This is a genomic window from Actinomadura soli (genome assembly GCF_005889715.1).
Taxonomy (GTDB): Bacteria; Actinomycetota; Actinomycetes; order Streptosporangiales; family Streptosporangiaceae; genus Spirillospora; species Spirillospora soli.
On record NZ_VCKW01000051.1, the window covers coordinates 1 to 13,792 of the forward strand.

The following is a 13,792-nucleotide window of genomic DNA, read 5'->3' on the forward strand; positions in this document are numbered from 1 at the left end:
TCCTGCGATCTCGTCGTCGATCTTCACATACAGTGCCGTCAAGAGGGTGTTCAGGTCGGTCGTCACAAACTGATCTTGAACACCCTCGCCACGTCACCGGGCCCAAACTTCGGAACTACTCGTCTAGTCGAGCGCGGCGAGTTCGGCCAGCAGGCCGGCCAGCTCGCGCGGCCTGGAGAACATCGGCCAGTGGCCGGTGGGCAGTTCCCGGTAGGTCCAGCCGGGGCCGGTCATCCCGGCGAAGACCGGGTGCCCGCCCTCGCCCATCTGCCGCACCGCCTCCAGCGGGATCGTGGTGGCGATCAGCGTGCGGGGCGTGTCCGGCAGCGGGTCGGGACGCGCGGCGGGCTGGCGGGCCGTGGCGAACGGCTGCGGAGTGCCGCGCTCGCGCATCGCCGCCAGGTGCTCCCCGGTCAGGCCGGCGAGGTTGACCGGGTCGGCGGCCGGGTCGAACGGCGGGACCGGGATCAGCCATCCCTCGCCCTCGTCGGCGACCTGCTTCTCCAGCGCCGCGCGCGCCTCGGGGTCGTGGAAGTCGATCCCGGCCAGGCCCGTCGGCATCGGGCCGGTGTCGACGTAGACGACGCGCGCGATCCGCTCCGGGATCCGGTCGGACGCGGCGGTCGCGGCCATGTTCGCGCCACTGTGGGCGACCAGGACCACCCCGGTCAGACCGCCGCCCTCGATCACCTCGACGATGTCGGCGGTGTGGGCGTCGACGTCCACGCCGGGCGACGCCTCCCCGGCCCGCTCCGCCATCCCCGCCAGTGTCACCGCGTGGACGTCGTGGCCGGCGGCGCGCAGCGGCCCGGCCACCTCGTCCCACGCCCACGCGCCGAGCCAGTACCCGGGGACCAGTACGAACGTCGCCATGTCAGCCGTCCTTTCTCGGTGATGTCCTCACACGCTACGGTCGATACCGGACAGAAACCGCCCGGATTAGGTGAGCGACCTGTGTCACATCCCGTGCCGTCCGGGGCGTCGCACCCGACGACCCGTGTCCTGGCCATGCTCGAACTTCTGCAGGCCAACCACCGCATGCGCGGCGGGGAGCTGGCCCGGCGGCTCGGCGTGGACGAGCGCACCGTCCGCCGGTACGCGGCACGGCTGGAGGACCTCGGCGTCCCCGTCGTCGCCGAACGCGGCCGCCACGGCGGCTACCGCCTCATGCCCGGATACAAGCTGCCACCGCTCATGCTCACCGACGACGAGGCCACCGCCGTCGTCCTCGGGCTGCTGGCCGGGCGGCGGATCGGGCTGCCCGCCCAGGCCACCGAAAGCGCCCTGGCCAAGGTCCAGCGCGTGCTGCCCACCGCGCTGCGCGACCGCGTCCAGGCGCTGCGCGACACGCTCGGGTTCACCGCGTCGGCCCCCGGCGCCGGACGCGACGCCGCCGCGCCCGACACCGGCGCCGTCCTCACCCTGGCCGCCGCCGCGCGGGAACGGCGCCGCGTCCGGCTGCGGTACCGGTCGTGGCGGGACGCCGAGACCGAACGGGACCTGGACCCCTACGGGCTGGTGTTCCACTCCGGGCGCTGGTACGTCACCGGCCACGACCACCGCAGCGGCGAGATCCGCACCTTCCGGGTCGACCGGGTCATTTCCGCCGAACCCGGCACCGCCCGCTACGAGATCCCCGGCGGCGTCGACCCCGTCCAGCACGTCATCCGGTCACTGGCGCGCGTCCCGTACGCGCACGAGGTCGAGGTGCTGCTGGAGACCACCCTCGCCGAGGCGCGCCGCCGCATCCCCGCCACGACCGCCTCGCTCACCGAGGAGGACGGGGGAGTGGTGATGAACGCGCGGGCGGAGCGGCTGGACGGGATGGCGCGGATGCTGGCCGGGCTCGGGTTCCCGTTCGTCGTCCGGCGCCCCGCCGAGCTGCGCGGCCACGTCCTCGACCTGGCGCGGACGCTGCAGGAGCAGGCCGGACGGTGACGCGCCCCGCCCTCCGGAAGCCGGGTCAGCCCCCCGGGGTTCAGGTGGTGGTGCGGGCGTCCCACTCGCGCCGCAGCATCGCGTACACGACCTCGTCGCTCCACTCGCCCTTGACGATCTCGTTCTGCACCAGGTGCGCCTCGCGGCGCATCCCGAGCCGCTCCAGCACCCGGGCGGACGCGGCGTTGCGGCCGTCCAGCCGCCCGCACACCCGGTGCAGGTCCAGGCCCTCGAAACCCAGCCGCAGCACGACCTCGGCGGCCTCGGTCGCGAACCCCTTGCCGTGGAAGGCGGGGTTGAAGATGTAGCCGATCTCGCCCTGCCGGTGCTCCCTGCTGCGCCACTGCAGGTTGACCTCGCCGATCAGGTCGCCGGTCTCGCGCCACACCACCGCCAGGACGAGCCAGTCGCCCTCCTTCTCCACGGTGGACGCGCTCATCTTCTGCTTCAGGAACTCCCGCGACTCCTCCCGGTCCCGCGGCTCCCAGTACAGGAACCGCGCCACCTCGGGCAGCGACTGGTAGGCGTACAGGCCCTCAAGGTCGCCCTCGCGGAACGGCCGCAGGGTCAGCCGCTCGGTCTCGATCGGGTAAGCCGGACGCAGCATGCGCTGATCCTATGCACCGTGTCCGGTCTTGTGCGACCCGTGATCTCCGCAGACTAGGCCCGGCTGGCGCCGCCGGTGCCGGCCCCGGTACGGGGCTCCCCGGCCAGGCCCGCCGCGCGGCGCTCGTCGTCGTCGAACCCGCGGGTGTCGCGGAACTCCACGTAGGGCTCCTCGCCCGGACGGTGCCCGGCCGCGATGGCGCGGCCGCGTTCCAGCTCGGCGTTCAGCTCGGCGCCCAGCAGGATCGCCAGGTTCGTGATCCACAGCCACACCAGGAACACGATGATCCCCGCGAGGCTGCCATAGGTCTTGTTGTAGGAGGAGAACCCCGCCACGTACAGCGCGAACAGGCCCGACGCCGCCAGCCACAGCACGATCGCCAGGACGCCGCCCGGCGTCACCCACCGGAAGCGGCGCTTGGCGTTGGGCGCCGCCCAGTACAGCAGCGAGAACAGGAACGCGATCACCACCAGCAGCACCGGCCACTTGGCGATGTTCCAGACCGTGACCGCCTGCGAGCCGAGCCCGAGCAGGTCCCCGGCCTCGCGGGCCAGCGGCCCCGACACCACCACGGCGATCACCGACGCCGACAGCAGCACCAGCGTGACCAGGGTGATCATGACGCGGAGCGGGACGGTCTTCCAGAACGGCCGCCCCTCCGGGATGTCGTAGACGACGTTGGACGCGCGCATGAACGCGCCCACGTACCCCGACGCCGACCAGATCGCCGCGCCCAGGCTCACCAGGGCGATGATCCCGGCGCCGGCGCGGTTGCCCTGCAGCTGGGTGATCGAGGTGATCAGCAGCTGCTTCACCGACCCGGGCGCCATCTCGCCGGCGCTCGCGACGAGGTCCTGCGTCACCGACGTGCCCGCCAGCCCCACCAGCGACACCACCACCAGCATCGCCGGGAAGATCGACAGCACGGAGTAGTAGGTGAGCGCGGCGGCCCAGTCGGACAGGTTGTCGTTCCGGTACTCGCCGGCCGTGCGTTTCAGGGCCCGCCCCCAGGAGGCGGCGGGCAGATCGGTGGGTGCGCCGGGTGCGCTCATGGCCGGGCTCCCTCCGCTCAGAACATCGAGCGGCGCCGGCGCCGCACCTGGACGATCCGCCGCTGACCGGGACGGAACCGGACCTGGACCGGCATGCGGCGGCCACGCCGTCCCATAAGGCCCCGCTGTCCCATGGGCATGAGGCCGCGCCGTCCCATGGGCATGGGCGAGCGCCGTCCCATGGGGGAGCGCCCTGCCATGGGGGAGCGCCAGGAGCGGCCCCGCGTCCCGGACGAGCGGCGCCGCCGCACCAACACCACGGCCAGCGCGACGGCCCCGGCCGACGCGACGACGGCACCGCCGCGTTTGGCCTGCTCGGCGGCACCCGCCTCGCGGGCCCGCCCGGCGGTCTCCCGCCACCGGTCCTTCGCCTGCGCGACCTTGTCCCTGGCCATGGCCTTCACATCGGCCTTGGCCGCCAGCAGCTCCACCGTCTCGCCGAGGTCGTGGCGCGCCCGGTCGACCTCCTGGCGCAGCTCCTCGGTCCCGGCGGCGGCGCCGTGCCTGCCCTTCGCGGGCTTCTGCGCGGTCGCGTGCTTGTCCTGCGTCGTCATCGGTGCGTCGCCCTCTCCTTCAGCTCGGCCACGGTCTGCCGGGCCCCGTCCATCGCCTGCTCCGGCTTGGGCGGCGTGGCCTTCCTGGTCTGCGACCGGCCCAGCATCGCCAGGACGCCCGCGACCAGCATGAGGAACCCGCCGACGATGAGCGCCGCCGCCCACACCGGCAGCGCCACCGCGATCGCGGCGACCACCGCCGCGAGCAGCACCCCCACCCCGTACAGCGCCACCAGCGCGGCGCCGCCGAACATCCCGGCGCCGGTCCCGGCGTGGCGGCCCTTGTCCTTCAGCTCCGCCACCGCCAGGCGCAGCTCGGCGCGCATCAGCTCCGACACCTGCTGCGTGGCCTGCCTGACCAGTTCACCGGTTCCCGGTTCGCGGCGCCGGCCGTCGAACCCGGGGGCACTTCCCTGGTCGTGCCGGTGGGCGCCCGCAGTGACGGGCCCGGCCTCGGTTTCGCCGTCATGTGCCGGCCGCACGATGCTCATAGCCTCCGGCCCCCTCCGCGTGTCAGCTCGTCTGGAAGGCTGTCGTCTAGAAGCCTGAGGTAACCCGTTCCCCCTGCTCGCCGCCTAAACTCACGCGGTGGTCAGCCAGTGCACACGGTGGGCTTCGGTCGGGTCCGGGGTCTCCCACCGGCCGACGAGCCGGTCGATCACCTCGTCGGGCACGGGCGAGGACCGTCCCCGGTTGCGGTCGCGGACCACGCGCGGCGGCGCCTCCAGCGCGACGACCTCCACACGCCCCCGGTAACCGGCGATGAGCCCGGTGCACGCCTCGCGCTGCGTCCGCGACACGTTGGTGGCGTTCCACACGAACGACCGCCCGGCGCGCAGGTGCTCGCGGGCCAGCTCGTGCGCGGCGGCCGCCACGGCGCGCTGGTCCCCGGCCGGGGACACGCCCAGCTCGGCGCGCAGCCGGTCCAGGCTCACGACCGGCACGTCCGGGCGGTTCGCGGCGATCCAGTGATCCTTGCCGACGCCCGGCAGCCCCGACAGGACAGTCGCGGTCAGGCGCGTGTCGTCGTAGGCGGCGTAGCCGGGGTCGCGTCCAGGCTTGCGGAAGTACCAGAACCGGGCGTGGTCGGACGAGAACGCGCGCGGACCGTCCAGGCAGCCCTGCTCGGCGCAGTACTCCCCGTACAGCCCGACGTTCTCCAGCAGCTCGGCGGTGTCGGGGCAGACGCGGCCGAGGATGTCGGCCGACGCCAGCAGCACCAGGTCGTCGTTGCGGGCCAGCAGGCTGACACGGAACGCGATCTGCTGCAGGTCGGGGCGCTCCAGCGCCCAGAACGGCACCTGGTGGTGGCGGATCAGCGCGGCGACGTGCTCGCGCCACGCCACCGGCGCGTCCAGCTCCCACAGGATGCGGCGCACCATCAGGTCGCCGCGCCGCGAGTGGCCGCGCGCGGTGATCCGGCCGTCGCCGTCGATGGCGGTGCAGTGCGGCTTGGCGATGTCGTGCATCAGGACGGTCGCGAACAGCCGCACCCGCTCGGCGTGCGGACGCGCCCGCCACCGCGGCAGCTCCGCCAGCGCCTCGCACGCCATCCGGGTGTGGGTCTCCACGTCGCCCTCGCCGTGGAACACCGCGTCCTGCGGGACGCCGGCCATGTCGCGGACCCAGCCGAACGCGTCCCGGATCCGCGCCCAGTCGAGGCCCCAGTGCGGCGGCGCGGGGCACAGCTCATCGAACACCCGCATACAGCACCTCCGGGTCGGCGAGGCCGTTGGCGACGATGGGACGCTCCTGCCAGTGGGTCCCCGAGTCCAGGATCGCGGTCAGGAAGCTCGGCCGGACCCACTTGTAGCGGTCGACGGTCCTCCCGCCCTCCTCCACCTTGATGTAGAGGCCCTCCATCTCCTCGGCCGCGTCGCTCTCCTCGGCGACGCGGGCCGGGTCGGCGCCGCCCGCCTCCGCCGCCGCGCGCAGCGCGTCCCGCCAGGCCGGGGTGCGGCAGGTGGACGGGCCCGCGAACGCGGTCAGCGCCCGCACGTCCGGCAGCGGGCCCTCGTGCAGGACCGGCACCGGCACCACCGGCGTCCCGTCGAGCAGCTCACGGCGCGCCGCCGTGGACAGGAACGTCCCGTCGGACTGGTCCAGGACGTCGAACTCGCAGAAGTAGTGGGGGAGCGCGTCGTAGAAGACGGTGTGCTTGGCGTACAGCCACTCCCCGTACAGCACGTACCGGTCGCCCAGCCGCCCGCGCAGGACGTGCTGCACGGACGCGGCCCACGCCTTCAACGGCCCGAACTGGCGCTCGCGCGGCCCGCCGGTCAGGTAGTGGCCGCGGCTCTGCAGCCGCAGCTCGCCCTCCGCGGTGAAGCTGATCCCGGCGTTGGCGCCGTCGAGCTTCTCCTCCACCACCAGGTACCGCCCGGCGATCGCGGCGAACGGCACCGAGGCGAGGTCGTGGTCGCCCGGCTGGAACCGGGAGCCCTCGATGTGCCGGGTCCGGGGGTACTTGCGGAGCATGCCGACCGTTCTAACGAACGCCGCCGGTCGTGCCAACCGGTTTTCGCCCCCCAGGCCGCGGCGGGCGGCAGGTGGCGGGGCGGTGCGGGTCAGCTGACGGTGACGCGGGCGAGCGCGCCGGTCTCCAGCGCCACCCACAGCGCACCGTCCGGGCCGAGCGCGATGCCGTGCGGCTCGCAGCCGGGGGCCGGCAGCGGGTGCTCGTCCATGCGGCCCTCGGGCGTGATGCGCGCGACGTGCGCGGTGCCCCACTCGGTGAACCACAGGTCCCCGCCGGGACCGGCGACGATCGCGTGCGGGCGGGCGGCGGGATCGGGCAGCGGGAACTCGGTCACCTTCCCGTCGGTGGTGATCCGCCCGATGTGCCCGGTGCCGATCTCGGTGAACCACAGCGCCCCGTCCGGGCCCGCGCAGATGCCCACCGGCGCGGACCCCTCGGTGGGCAGCGGATGGACGGCGACGTCCCCGTCCATCGTGATCCTGCCGACCGCGTTGCCCTGGTTGAGGGTGAACCACATCGCCTCGTCCGGGCCCTGCGCGATCATCGAAGGCAGCGCGTCCCGGACGGGCAGCGGATGGTCGGTGACGTGCCCGCCGACGGTGATCCGGCCGATGCTTCCGGCCTGCATCCGGGTGAACCACAGCGCGCCGTCGGGCCCGGCGGCGATCCCGCACGGGCCGCCGCCGCCCGGGACCGCGAACTCCGCGGCCTCGCCGCCGGGGGCGATCCGGCCGATCGCGCCGCCGCCGAACGCGGTGAACCACACCGCGCCGTCCGGGCCCGCCGTGATGGCCGTCGGCCCGGCGGGGACCGGCCCGTGCACGGTGAGGCCCCCGTCCGGCGCCATCCGCCCCACCCGGCCCGCGTGGACGAGCGTGAACCACACCGCGCCGTCCGGCCCGGCGGCGATCCCGTACGGGCCCGCGTCCGGGCCGGAGACCGTGAACTCCCTGATCGTGGCGTGTGAACCCTGCGGCATGGATCGTCCCCCCTCGTCCCTCATCTGCTGTTTCCGTCCGACGGCGAGGTTAACGGCCCGGTGACCTGCCGGCCATCGCGCGGCTCGTCCTGACCGGGTTCACCGACCCCCGGCAGGGGCCGCTCACGCGGGCGTTCGTGGCGGCCGCCGTGCAGAGCACCGAGGCCGCCCGCGCCCTGCACGCCTTCTCCGCGCGGTGGCACGAGCAGGCCGCGGTCGTGGTGCGGCGCGCCGCCGAGCGGGGCGAGGTCCCCGCCGGGACCGACGCCGTCGCCGCCGCCCGCGCCGGCGTCTTCCGCGAGCCCGCCCCTGCGGGCGTCACGGAGCCAGGCGCGCCGCCCGCGCGTTGAGATAGCGCTGCTCGGGGACGCTGTGCGTGCGCGCCGCCGCCGCCAGGTAGGACTCGCGCGCGCCCGCCGCGTCGCCCGACATCTCCAGCAGGTGCGCGCGGACCGCGTGCAGCCGGTGGTGCCCCGAGATCCGCCGGTCCGGCGCCAGCTCCTCCAGCAGGGCGAGCCCGGCGGCCGGGCCGCGCGCCATCGCCACCGCGACCGCGTGGTTCAGCGCGGCCATCGGGTTGTCGGACATGCGCAGCAGCACCTCGTACAGCGCGGCGATCTGCGGCCAGTCCGTCTCCTCGGCCGAGGCGGCCTCGTCGTGCAGCGCCGCGATCGCCGCCTGCACCTGGTAGGGGCCCGCCGGGCCGTGGGGGAGCGTCGCTGCGACCAGTTCCAGGCCCTCGGCGATGTCGCCCGCCCGCCACAGGCCCCGGTCCTGCTCGGCGAGCGGGACCAGGGCGCCGTCCGGTGCCGTCCGGGCGGGACGGCGCGCGTCGGTGAGCAGCATCAGCGCCAGCAGCCCGGCCGCCTCGCCGTCGCCGGGCAGCAGCCGGTGCACGATCCGCGCCAGCCGGATCGCCTCCGCCGACAGGTCCGGGCGGAACAGGCTCGGGCCCGCCGTGCTCGCATACCCCTCGGTGAAGATCAGGTAGAGGACGTGCAGGACGGCGGCGACCCGCTCCGCGCGCTCGTCCGGCGCCGGCGGCCGGAACGGGACGCCGCTGTCCCTGATGCGCCGCTTGGCGCGGCTGATCCGCTGGCCCATGGTCGGCTCGGGGACGAAGAACGCGCGGGCGATCTCCCCGGTGGTGAGCCCGCCCACCGACCGGAGCGTCAGCGCGATCCGCAGGTCAGGCGACAGCACCGGATGGCAGCACAGGAACAGCAGGATCAGCGTGTCGTCGGCGTCGCGCGGCGCGCTGTCGGCGGCGGGCGACAGCCACTCCTGCGGCAGCCGGAACGCGGCGGCGGCGTCCTCGCGGCGGCGGCGCGCCTGCTCGGCCCGCAGCAGGTCGGTCAGCCGCCGCGACGCGACCTTGATCAGCCAGGCGCGCGGGTCGTCGGGGACGCCGCCGTCCGGCCACTGCGCGGCGGCGGCGATCAGCGCCTCCTGGACGGCGTCCTCCGCGGCGTCGAAATGCCCGTACCGGCGGACCAGCGCGCCGAGGACCTGCGGCGCGGGCGCAGCAGGTCCCCGTACCCGGCGGCGCGCCGGTCACCGGTCACGGCGCGGTCATCCCTCCAGGTCGGCGCGGCCGTCGACGATCGGCCGCAGGTCGGCGTAGGCGCCCGCCCGCGCCCCCTCGGGCGCCGGGCACTCGCCCAGCCGCGCGGTGATCTGCGACGCGCGGTCGAGGCCGTCGCACTCGATGATCGTGTACCCGGCGAGGACCTCGGCGGTCTCGGGGTAGGGGCCGTCGGTGACGACGGGCACGCCGTCCCTGGTGTGGAACCTGCGGGTGTGGACGGGCGCGGCCAGGCCGTGGGCGTCCACGAACTCGCCGGACTCGACGAGATCCTGGTTGAACTTCTCCATGAACGCGCCCATCGCGGCCAGGTCCCCGGCCGTCCAGACCGCCTCGCCCGCGGGCACCGTGCCCGCCATCTCGTCGTAGTCCCGCTGCGACGCGTACAGCATGATCATGTACTTCATGGCCGTTCTCCCTCTCGTTGCGGCGTTCTGCCTGCGCCTCTCACCGGAGACGTCGGAGCCGCCGCGCCCCGTTCGACACCTTCCCAGGGTGCCCGCCCGGCCGGCGGAACCGGTCAGGCGAGGCCGGCGTCGTGGGCCAGCAGGGCGATCTGGGTGCGGTTGTCCAGGCCGAGCTTGGTCAGGACGCTGGAGACGTGCGCCTTGACGGTCGCGACGCCCATGAACAGCTCGGCGGCGATCTCCGCGTTGGAGCGCCCCCGGGCGATGGCGAGGACGACGTCGTTCTCGCGCGGCGTGAGCCGGTCGAGCGCCGCGCGGGCCCGCTGGTGCGCGCCCGCCTCGACGGCCGCGCGGTCCATGAGCCGGCGGGTGATCCGCGGCGACAGGATCGGGTCCCCGGCCGCGACCCGCAGGACCGCCTGGACGATCTCGTCCGGCGGGGTGTCCTTGAGCAGGAACCCGCTGGCCCCGGCGCGCAGCGCACGCAGGATGTTCTCGTCGGAGTCGAACGTCGTCAGCACGACGACCTCGGGCGGGTTCGTCCGGGCCCGGAGCCTGCGGGTGGCGGTGATGCCGTCCACGCGCGGCATCCGCAGGTCCATGAGGACGACGTCGGGCGCGTGCGCGTCGGCCGCGGCGGAGACCTCGTCGCCGTCGGCGGCCTCGCCCGCCACGGCGATGCCCGCCGTCCCGTCCAGCATCAACGACAGCCCGGCGCGGACGAGGGCGTCGTCGTCCACGATCAGGACGCGCAGGGGGCGGGTCACGCGGGCCATGGTAGCCAGGCGTGCAGCCGGAACTCGCCCGCGGTGGCCTGGTGGTCCAGGCGCCCGCCGGCGAGCCGGACCCGCTCGGTCAGCCCGACCAGGCCCGTCCCGCTGCCGGGCGCGGCGGGCGCGGCGCCCGGGTCCCCGGCCAGCGGGTTGCGGACGTCGATGACCAGCCGCGCCCCCGGCCGCCCCCGCAGCTCGACCCGGACGGGACGGCCCGCCGCGTGCTTGCGCGCGTTGGTCAGCGCCTCCTGGACGATCCGGTACGCGGTCCGCCCGGCCGCGGCGGGCAGCGCGCCGGGATCGACGACCTCATCGCGCAGGTCCACCGTCCCGCCGGCGTCGCGGGACTCCTCCACCAGGCGGGACACGTCGTCCAGCACGGGCTGCGGGCGGCCCTCCTCCGCCTCGTCCTCGCGCAGCAGGACGATCACGTCGCGGAGTTCCTCGAGCGCCTGGTGCACCCCCGCGCGCACCACCCCCGCGGCGTGCGCGAGCTTCTCCGGCGGCGCGTCGGGCCGGTACTCCAGCGCGCCCGCGTAGGTGGCCAGCAGCGACAGCCGGTGCGCCAGCACGTCGTGCATCTCCCGCGCGATCCGGGTGCGCTCGGCCACGCGCGCCTCGGCGACCCGGCGGCCCTGCTCGGCCTCGGCGCGGCGGGCGCGCTCGCGCAGCGACTCCAGCAGCGCCCGGCGCGCCCGCGCCAGCGCGCCCCAGCCGATCAGCGCGCCGTACCCGAGCGCGATCAGCAGCAGCCACCAGCCGAACGAGATCCCGCCCGCGGGCTGCCACAGCCCCTGCACGACGTGCGCGCCGACGCCCGCCGCGGCGATCCCGGCGGCGACCGGGAACGGGCGGCGCTGCGCGACGTGCAGCGCCGCCAGCGTCGCCGCGGGAGTCGCGGCCGGCGACATCGCCGCCAGGACCGTCAGCGCGGCGGCGACCGCGACCGGGCGCCACAGCAGCGCCGGGGACAGCAGGCACGCCGCCGCCCCGAGCGCGATGTCCAGGGCGAGCCGCCCGTCCGGCGCGTCCGCGGTGTGGCGGCCGATGATCGTCGCGGTGGCCAGCGCGCCGGTGACGGCGAGCATGATCGCGGCCGATGCCGCCCGGCGCCGCCGGCACGGGTCGGCGGGTCCGGGTCCGTAGGTCTCCTTGTTCACCGGCGAAGGCTAACCCCGCAGGTCACGCCGCCGACACCGACCAAAGTCGGGGCCTGTCCCGCCCGTGGGCGGATCTCCCGCCCGTGGACCGATCCGCCGCCCGCCTCGCCCGGCCCCCGCGCGGGCGTGGCGGCGCCGTCCGGCTACCGGGGCTCCATGCGCAGCACGGCCGTCCCCCCGGCCGCCGCGACCACGGTGATGACGACCCCGTTGGCCTTGATCCGCGCGCCGGGATGCGCGGTGATCTTCGCGTTCCCGGCGGAGCCGAACGCGGGACCGGCGACCATGGTCTGGCAGCGGGGGTCGCCCTCGCAGTTGAGGTCGAACGCGCCCGAGGAGGGGAGGGCGACGTCGAAGGAGACCTCGCCGCCCTTCAGCGACGTCACCTTGATCGCGCTGACTTCGAGCTTGTCCTCGTCCATGGCGATGGTGACCCGCCGCGCCACCTTGACCTCGCAGGTGCCGTCCTTGCAGGCGCGCAGGTTCGTGCCGTCCGCCGCCCGCGGCGGTGCCGGCGCCGCGGGCGGCGTGCTCGCCGCCGGAGCCGGTGACCCGGCCGGTGTCCGCGCGGAGGGGGATCCGCTCGCGGACGCGGCCCCGTTCTCCTCGCCCCCGCATCCGGCCGCGCCCAGGGCGGCGGTGACCGCCACCAGCCCGGCGGCGGCGCGACGACGGAGACCAGCGCGTGGACGGGCCATGACGGGGACTCCTTCGGTCTGCGCGCACGTCCGGTCGTGCGGGGCGGGGGTCCTGACGATAGGCACCGGGCACGGGGACGGGTCCCGCCAACCGTCCGATAGGCCCGGCCTGCGGTTTGGCGGCAGCGGGAAATTCATGTGCGTGAGCGGCGGGGCGTTCGTCATCATGCGGCGCATGGACTCCGCGCGAATCAGGCTCATGTCGCAGGACGATCTGCCGGCCGCCGAACGCGTCTCGGCGGTGACGTTCCTGGACGCGGACCGCCTCGGCAGGCGGGTCGGCGAGCCGGAGCCTGAACCGCCCTCCGCCGCCGTCTCGCAGCGCTGGATCGACCGGATGGGGTTCTTCCTCACCGCCGACCCGGAAGGCTGCTGGGTGGCCGAGGACGCGCGGGGGATCGCCGGTTTCGCCATCTCCCAGAACCGGGGCCCGCTGTGGTACCTGGCGACCTACGGTGTCCTGCCCGACCGGCAGGGCAAGGGCATCGGCAGGAGGCTGATGGACGCCGCCCTCGCGCACGCCGGCGGCCGTCCGGGACTGTTCTCGGCGACCGCGCATCCCGGGGCGACCCGCCGCTACCGGCTGGCCGGCTTCACCCTGCACCCGCAAATGCGGATGGTTGGCCGCGTCGACCGGTCCGCGCTCCCGGCCGTCCGCGGGCTGCGCGACGGCCGCGACGGCGACCTGGAATGGATGGACGACCTGGACCGGAGCCTGCGCGGCGCGGGCCACGGCCCCGACCACCGGTACATGCTCGGCTCTCTGCGGCTGGTGGTCTGCGACGACCGCGGCCGCCCCGGCTACGTCTACATCGACGACGACGCGGGACGGCCCGTGCTCCTGGCCGCCGCCCACCCGGAGACGGCCCGGCTCCTGCTGTGGGAAGCGCTCGCGTCCGCTGACGGCGAGACCCTCGTCAACTGCATCACCACCGCCAACCATTGGGCCGTGGACGCCGGTCTGGCCGCCCGTCTCCACCTCGACCAGGAGGGCTTCCTGGCGGTGCGCGGCATGATCCCGCCCGCGCCCTACCTGGCCAGCGGACACTTCCTGTGACCCTCGCCCCGGGCCCGGTCAGACGTTCTGACGTTCCGCGGCACCGGGCGTGGGCGCGTCCCTGCCCGGCGAGGTCCGCGCGCGCCGGACGACCTGGGCGAGGGCGGCGGTGAGCAACGCGGCCGCCACCAGCCGCGCGCTGATCCACAGCGGCGACCGGTGGCCGTGCCCCGGCGGCGATGGCGGCGCCGCCGAGGGCAGGCCCGGCGGCCGCGCCCACGTTGAGCGCCGCGGTCGCGAAGGCGCCGCCGAGCGAGGGCGCCCCCGCCGCCGCGTACAGGATCCGCGCGATCAGCGTCGACCCGACGGCGAACGACAGAGTCCCCTGGACGAAGACGAGCAGGACCGCGGCGACCTGATCGTCGGCCATGACCGTGAACAGCGTCCACCCGGCGAGCAGATGTAGATGGCCAAGGGCATAGGAGGAACTCCACAGTCGCGTCGAGAGGCATCGAAGGAGGGCGCGGACGCACCACCGCGACGTCCCGGACCGGCCATGTCAG

At 75.1% G+C, this 13,792-nt stretch carries 17 protein-coding genes and 1 pseudogene; 4 read left to right on the top strand and 14 right to left on the bottom strand.

What is annotated here, in order from left to right; all coding sequences use genetic code 11:
- Nucleotides 1–123: 123 nt before the first annotated feature.
- Nucleotides 124–873: an alpha/beta fold hydrolase gene (locus ETD83_RS12565; RefSeq protein WP_138645280.1), complete on the bottom strand. Its 750-nt coding sequence runs from the start codon at nt 871–873 to the stop codon at nt 124–126.
- Nucleotides 874–954: 81 nt separating this feature from the next.
- Between ETD83_RS12565 and ETD83_RS12570 the strand changes: the two genes are divergently transcribed.
- On the top strand, nt 955–1,938 hold the full coding sequence (locus tag ETD83_RS12570) for a helix-turn-helix transcriptional regulator (protein ID WP_230420858.1): 984 nt from the start codon (nt 955–957) through the stop codon (nt 1,936–1,938).
- Between the two features lie 40 nt (nt 1,939–1,978).
- Here ETD83_RS12570 and ETD83_RS12575 read toward each other — a convergent pair whose 3' ends face one another.
- The 7 genes from ETD83_RS12575 to ETD83_RS12605 all read right to left on the bottom strand — a co-directional run bounded on the left by ETD83_RS12575 (nt 1,979) and on the right by ETD83_RS12605 (nt 7,609).
- Nucleotides 1,979–2,545: a GNAT family N-acetyltransferase gene (locus ETD83_RS12575; protein WP_138645281.1), complete on the bottom strand. Its 567-nt coding sequence runs from the start codon at nt 2,543–2,545 to the stop codon at nt 1,979–1,981.
- A 53-nt stretch (nt 2,546–2,598) separates the two neighbouring features.
- Nucleotides 2,599–3,597: a YihY/virulence factor BrkB family protein gene (locus ETD83_RS12580; RefSeq protein WP_138645282.1), complete on the bottom strand. Its 999-nt coding sequence runs from the start codon at nt 3,595–3,597 to the stop codon at nt 2,599–2,601.
- Between the two features lie 17 nt (nt 3,598–3,614).
- Nucleotides 3,615–4,151, bottom strand: a complete 537-nt coding sequence (locus ETD83_RS12585) for a DUF3618 domain-containing protein (RefSeq protein ID WP_138645283.1) — start codon at nt 4,149–4,151, stop codon at nt 3,615–3,617.
- Nucleotides 4,148–4,642, bottom strand: a complete 495-nt coding sequence (locus ETD83_RS12590; protein ID WP_138645284.1) for a phage holin family protein — start codon at nt 4,640–4,642, stop codon at nt 4,148–4,150. The genes ETD83_RS12585 and ETD83_RS12590 overlap by 4 nt, the downstream gene beginning before the upstream one ends.
- 90 nt (nt 4,643–4,732) lie before the next feature.
- On the bottom strand, nt 4,733–5,857 hold the full coding sequence (locus tag ETD83_RS12595; protein WP_138645285.1) for an AAA family ATPase: 1,125 nt from the start codon (nt 5,855–5,857) through the stop codon (nt 4,733–4,735).
- The gene (locus ETD83_RS12600; RefSeq protein ID WP_138645286.1) at nt 5,841–6,629 is read right to left on the bottom strand and encodes an RNA ligase family protein; all 789 of its coding nucleotides are present in this window, start codon (nt 6,627–6,629) and stop codon (nt 5,841–5,843) included. The genes ETD83_RS12595 and ETD83_RS12600 overlap by 17 nt, the downstream gene beginning before the upstream one ends.
- Nucleotides 6,630–6,718: 89 nt before the next feature.
- Nucleotides 6,719–7,609, bottom strand: a complete 891-nt coding sequence (locus ETD83_RS12605) for a Vgb family protein (RefSeq protein ID WP_138645287.1) — start codon at nt 7,607–7,609, stop codon at nt 6,719–6,721.
- Between the two features lie 65 nt (nt 7,610–7,674).
- Between ETD83_RS12605 and ETD83_RS12610 the strand changes: the two genes are divergently transcribed.
- Nucleotides 7,675–7,959: a TetR-like C-terminal domain-containing protein gene (locus ETD83_RS12610; protein ID WP_138645288.1), complete on the top strand. Its 285-nt coding sequence runs from the start codon at nt 7,675–7,677 to the stop codon at nt 7,957–7,959.
- Here the strand turns inward: ETD83_RS12610 and ETD83_RS12615 are convergent.
- From ETD83_RS12615 to ETD83_RS12635, 6 genes and pseudogenes are all read right to left on the bottom strand, one after another.
- Entirely contained in the window at nt 7,928–8,887 is a 960-nt protein-coding gene (locus ETD83_RS12615) for an RNA polymerase sigma factor (protein WP_456236747.1), read from the bottom strand. The genes ETD83_RS12610 and ETD83_RS12615 overlap by 32 nt on opposite strands.
- 114 nt (nt 8,888–9,001) lie before the next feature.
- Nucleotides 9,002–9,106, bottom strand: a pseudogene (locus tag ETD83_RS46300) (hypothetical protein); the annotation flags it as partial.
- A 75-nt stretch (nt 9,107–9,181) separates the two neighbouring features.
- Nucleotides 9,182–9,601 (bottom strand): YciI family protein, encoded by a 420-nt coding sequence (locus tag ETD83_RS12620; RefSeq protein ID WP_138645290.1) that lies wholly within the window; start codon nt 9,599–9,601, stop codon nt 9,182–9,184.
- A gap of 113 nt (nt 9,602–9,714) precedes the next feature.
- A complete protein-coding gene (locus tag ETD83_RS12625; RefSeq protein WP_138645291.1) occupies nt 9,715–10,377 on the bottom strand; it encodes a response regulator transcription factor in 663 nt (220 codons plus the stop codon).
- Nucleotides 10,365–11,534: a sensor histidine kinase gene (locus ETD83_RS12630; protein ID WP_230420860.1), complete on the bottom strand. Its 1,170-nt coding sequence runs from the start codon at nt 11,532–11,534 to the stop codon at nt 10,365–10,367. Before ETD83_RS12630 ends, ETD83_RS12625 begins: the two co-directional genes overlap by 13 nt.
- A 143-nt stretch (nt 11,535–11,677) precedes the next feature.
- Nucleotides 11,678–12,232, bottom strand: coding sequence for a hypothetical protein (locus tag ETD83_RS12635; protein WP_138645292.1), 555 nt, complete (start codon nt 12,230–12,232; stop codon nt 11,678–11,680).
- A gap of 175 nt (nt 12,233–12,407) precedes the next feature.
- On the opposite strand from ETD83_RS12635, the gene ETD83_RS12640 reads away from it, so the two are divergent.
- Both ETD83_RS12640 and ETD83_RS42435 read left to right on the top strand, forming a co-directional pair.
- Complete coding sequence (locus ETD83_RS12640) at nt 12,408–13,289, top strand: GNAT family N-acetyltransferase (protein WP_171064164.1); 882 nt, start codon at nt 12,408–12,410, stop codon at nt 13,287–13,289.
- A 109-nt stretch (nt 13,290–13,398) separates the two neighbouring features.
- Nucleotides 13,399–13,695, top strand: coding sequence for a hypothetical protein (locus ETD83_RS42435; protein WP_171064165.1), 297 nt, complete (start codon nt 13,399–13,401; stop codon nt 13,693–13,695).
- Nucleotides 13,696–13,792 lie beyond the last annotated feature (97 nt).

Excerpts from the sequence above, each read along its gene's own strand:
- ETD83_RS12565 (WP_138645280.1), bottom strand. The coding sequence starts at position 873 with ATGGCGACGTTCGTACTGGTCCCCGGGTACTGGCTCGGCGCGTGGGCG.
- ETD83_RS12575 (WP_138645281.1), bottom strand. The coding sequence starts at position 2,545 with ATGCTGCGTCCGGCTTACCCGATCGAGACCGAGCGGCTGACCCTGCGG.
- ETD83_RS12580 (WP_138645282.1), bottom strand. The coding sequence starts at position 3,597 with ATGAGCGCACCCGGCGCACCCACCGATCTGCCCGCCGCCTCCTGGGGG.
- ETD83_RS12585 (WP_138645283.1), bottom strand. The coding sequence starts at position 4,151 with ATGACGACGCAGGACAAGCACGCGACCGCGCAGAAGCCCGCGAAGGGC.
- ETD83_RS12590 (WP_138645284.1), bottom strand. The coding sequence starts at position 4,642 with ATGAGCATCGTGCGGCCGGCACATGACGGCGAAACCGAGGCCGGGCCC.
- ETD83_RS12595 (WP_138645285.1), bottom strand. The coding sequence starts at position 5,857 with ATGCGGGTGTTCGATGAGCTGTGCCCCGCGCCGCCGCACTGGGGCCTC.
- ETD83_RS12600 (WP_138645286.1), bottom strand. The coding sequence starts at position 6,629 with ATGCTCCGCAAGTACCCCCGGACCCGGCACATCGAGGGCTCCCGGTTC.
- ETD83_RS12605 (WP_138645287.1), bottom strand. The coding sequence starts at position 7,609 with ATGCCGCAGGGTTCACACGCCACGATCAGGGAGTTCACGGTCTCCGGC.
- ETD83_RS12620 (WP_138645290.1), bottom strand. The coding sequence starts at position 9,601 with ATGAAGTACATGATCATGCTGTACGCGTCGCAGCGGGACTACGACGAG.
- ETD83_RS12625 (WP_138645291.1), bottom strand. The coding sequence starts at position 10,377 with ATGGCCCGCGTGACCCGCCCCCTGCGCGTCCTGATCGTGGACGACGAC.
- ETD83_RS12635 (WP_138645292.1), bottom strand. The coding sequence starts at position 12,232 with ATGGCCCGTCCACGCGCTGGTCTCCGTCGTCGCGCCGCCGCCGGGCTG.
- ETD83_RS12640 (WP_171064164.1), top strand. The coding sequence starts at position 12,408 with ATGGACTCCGCGCGAATCAGGCTCATGTCGCAGGACGATCTGCCGGCC.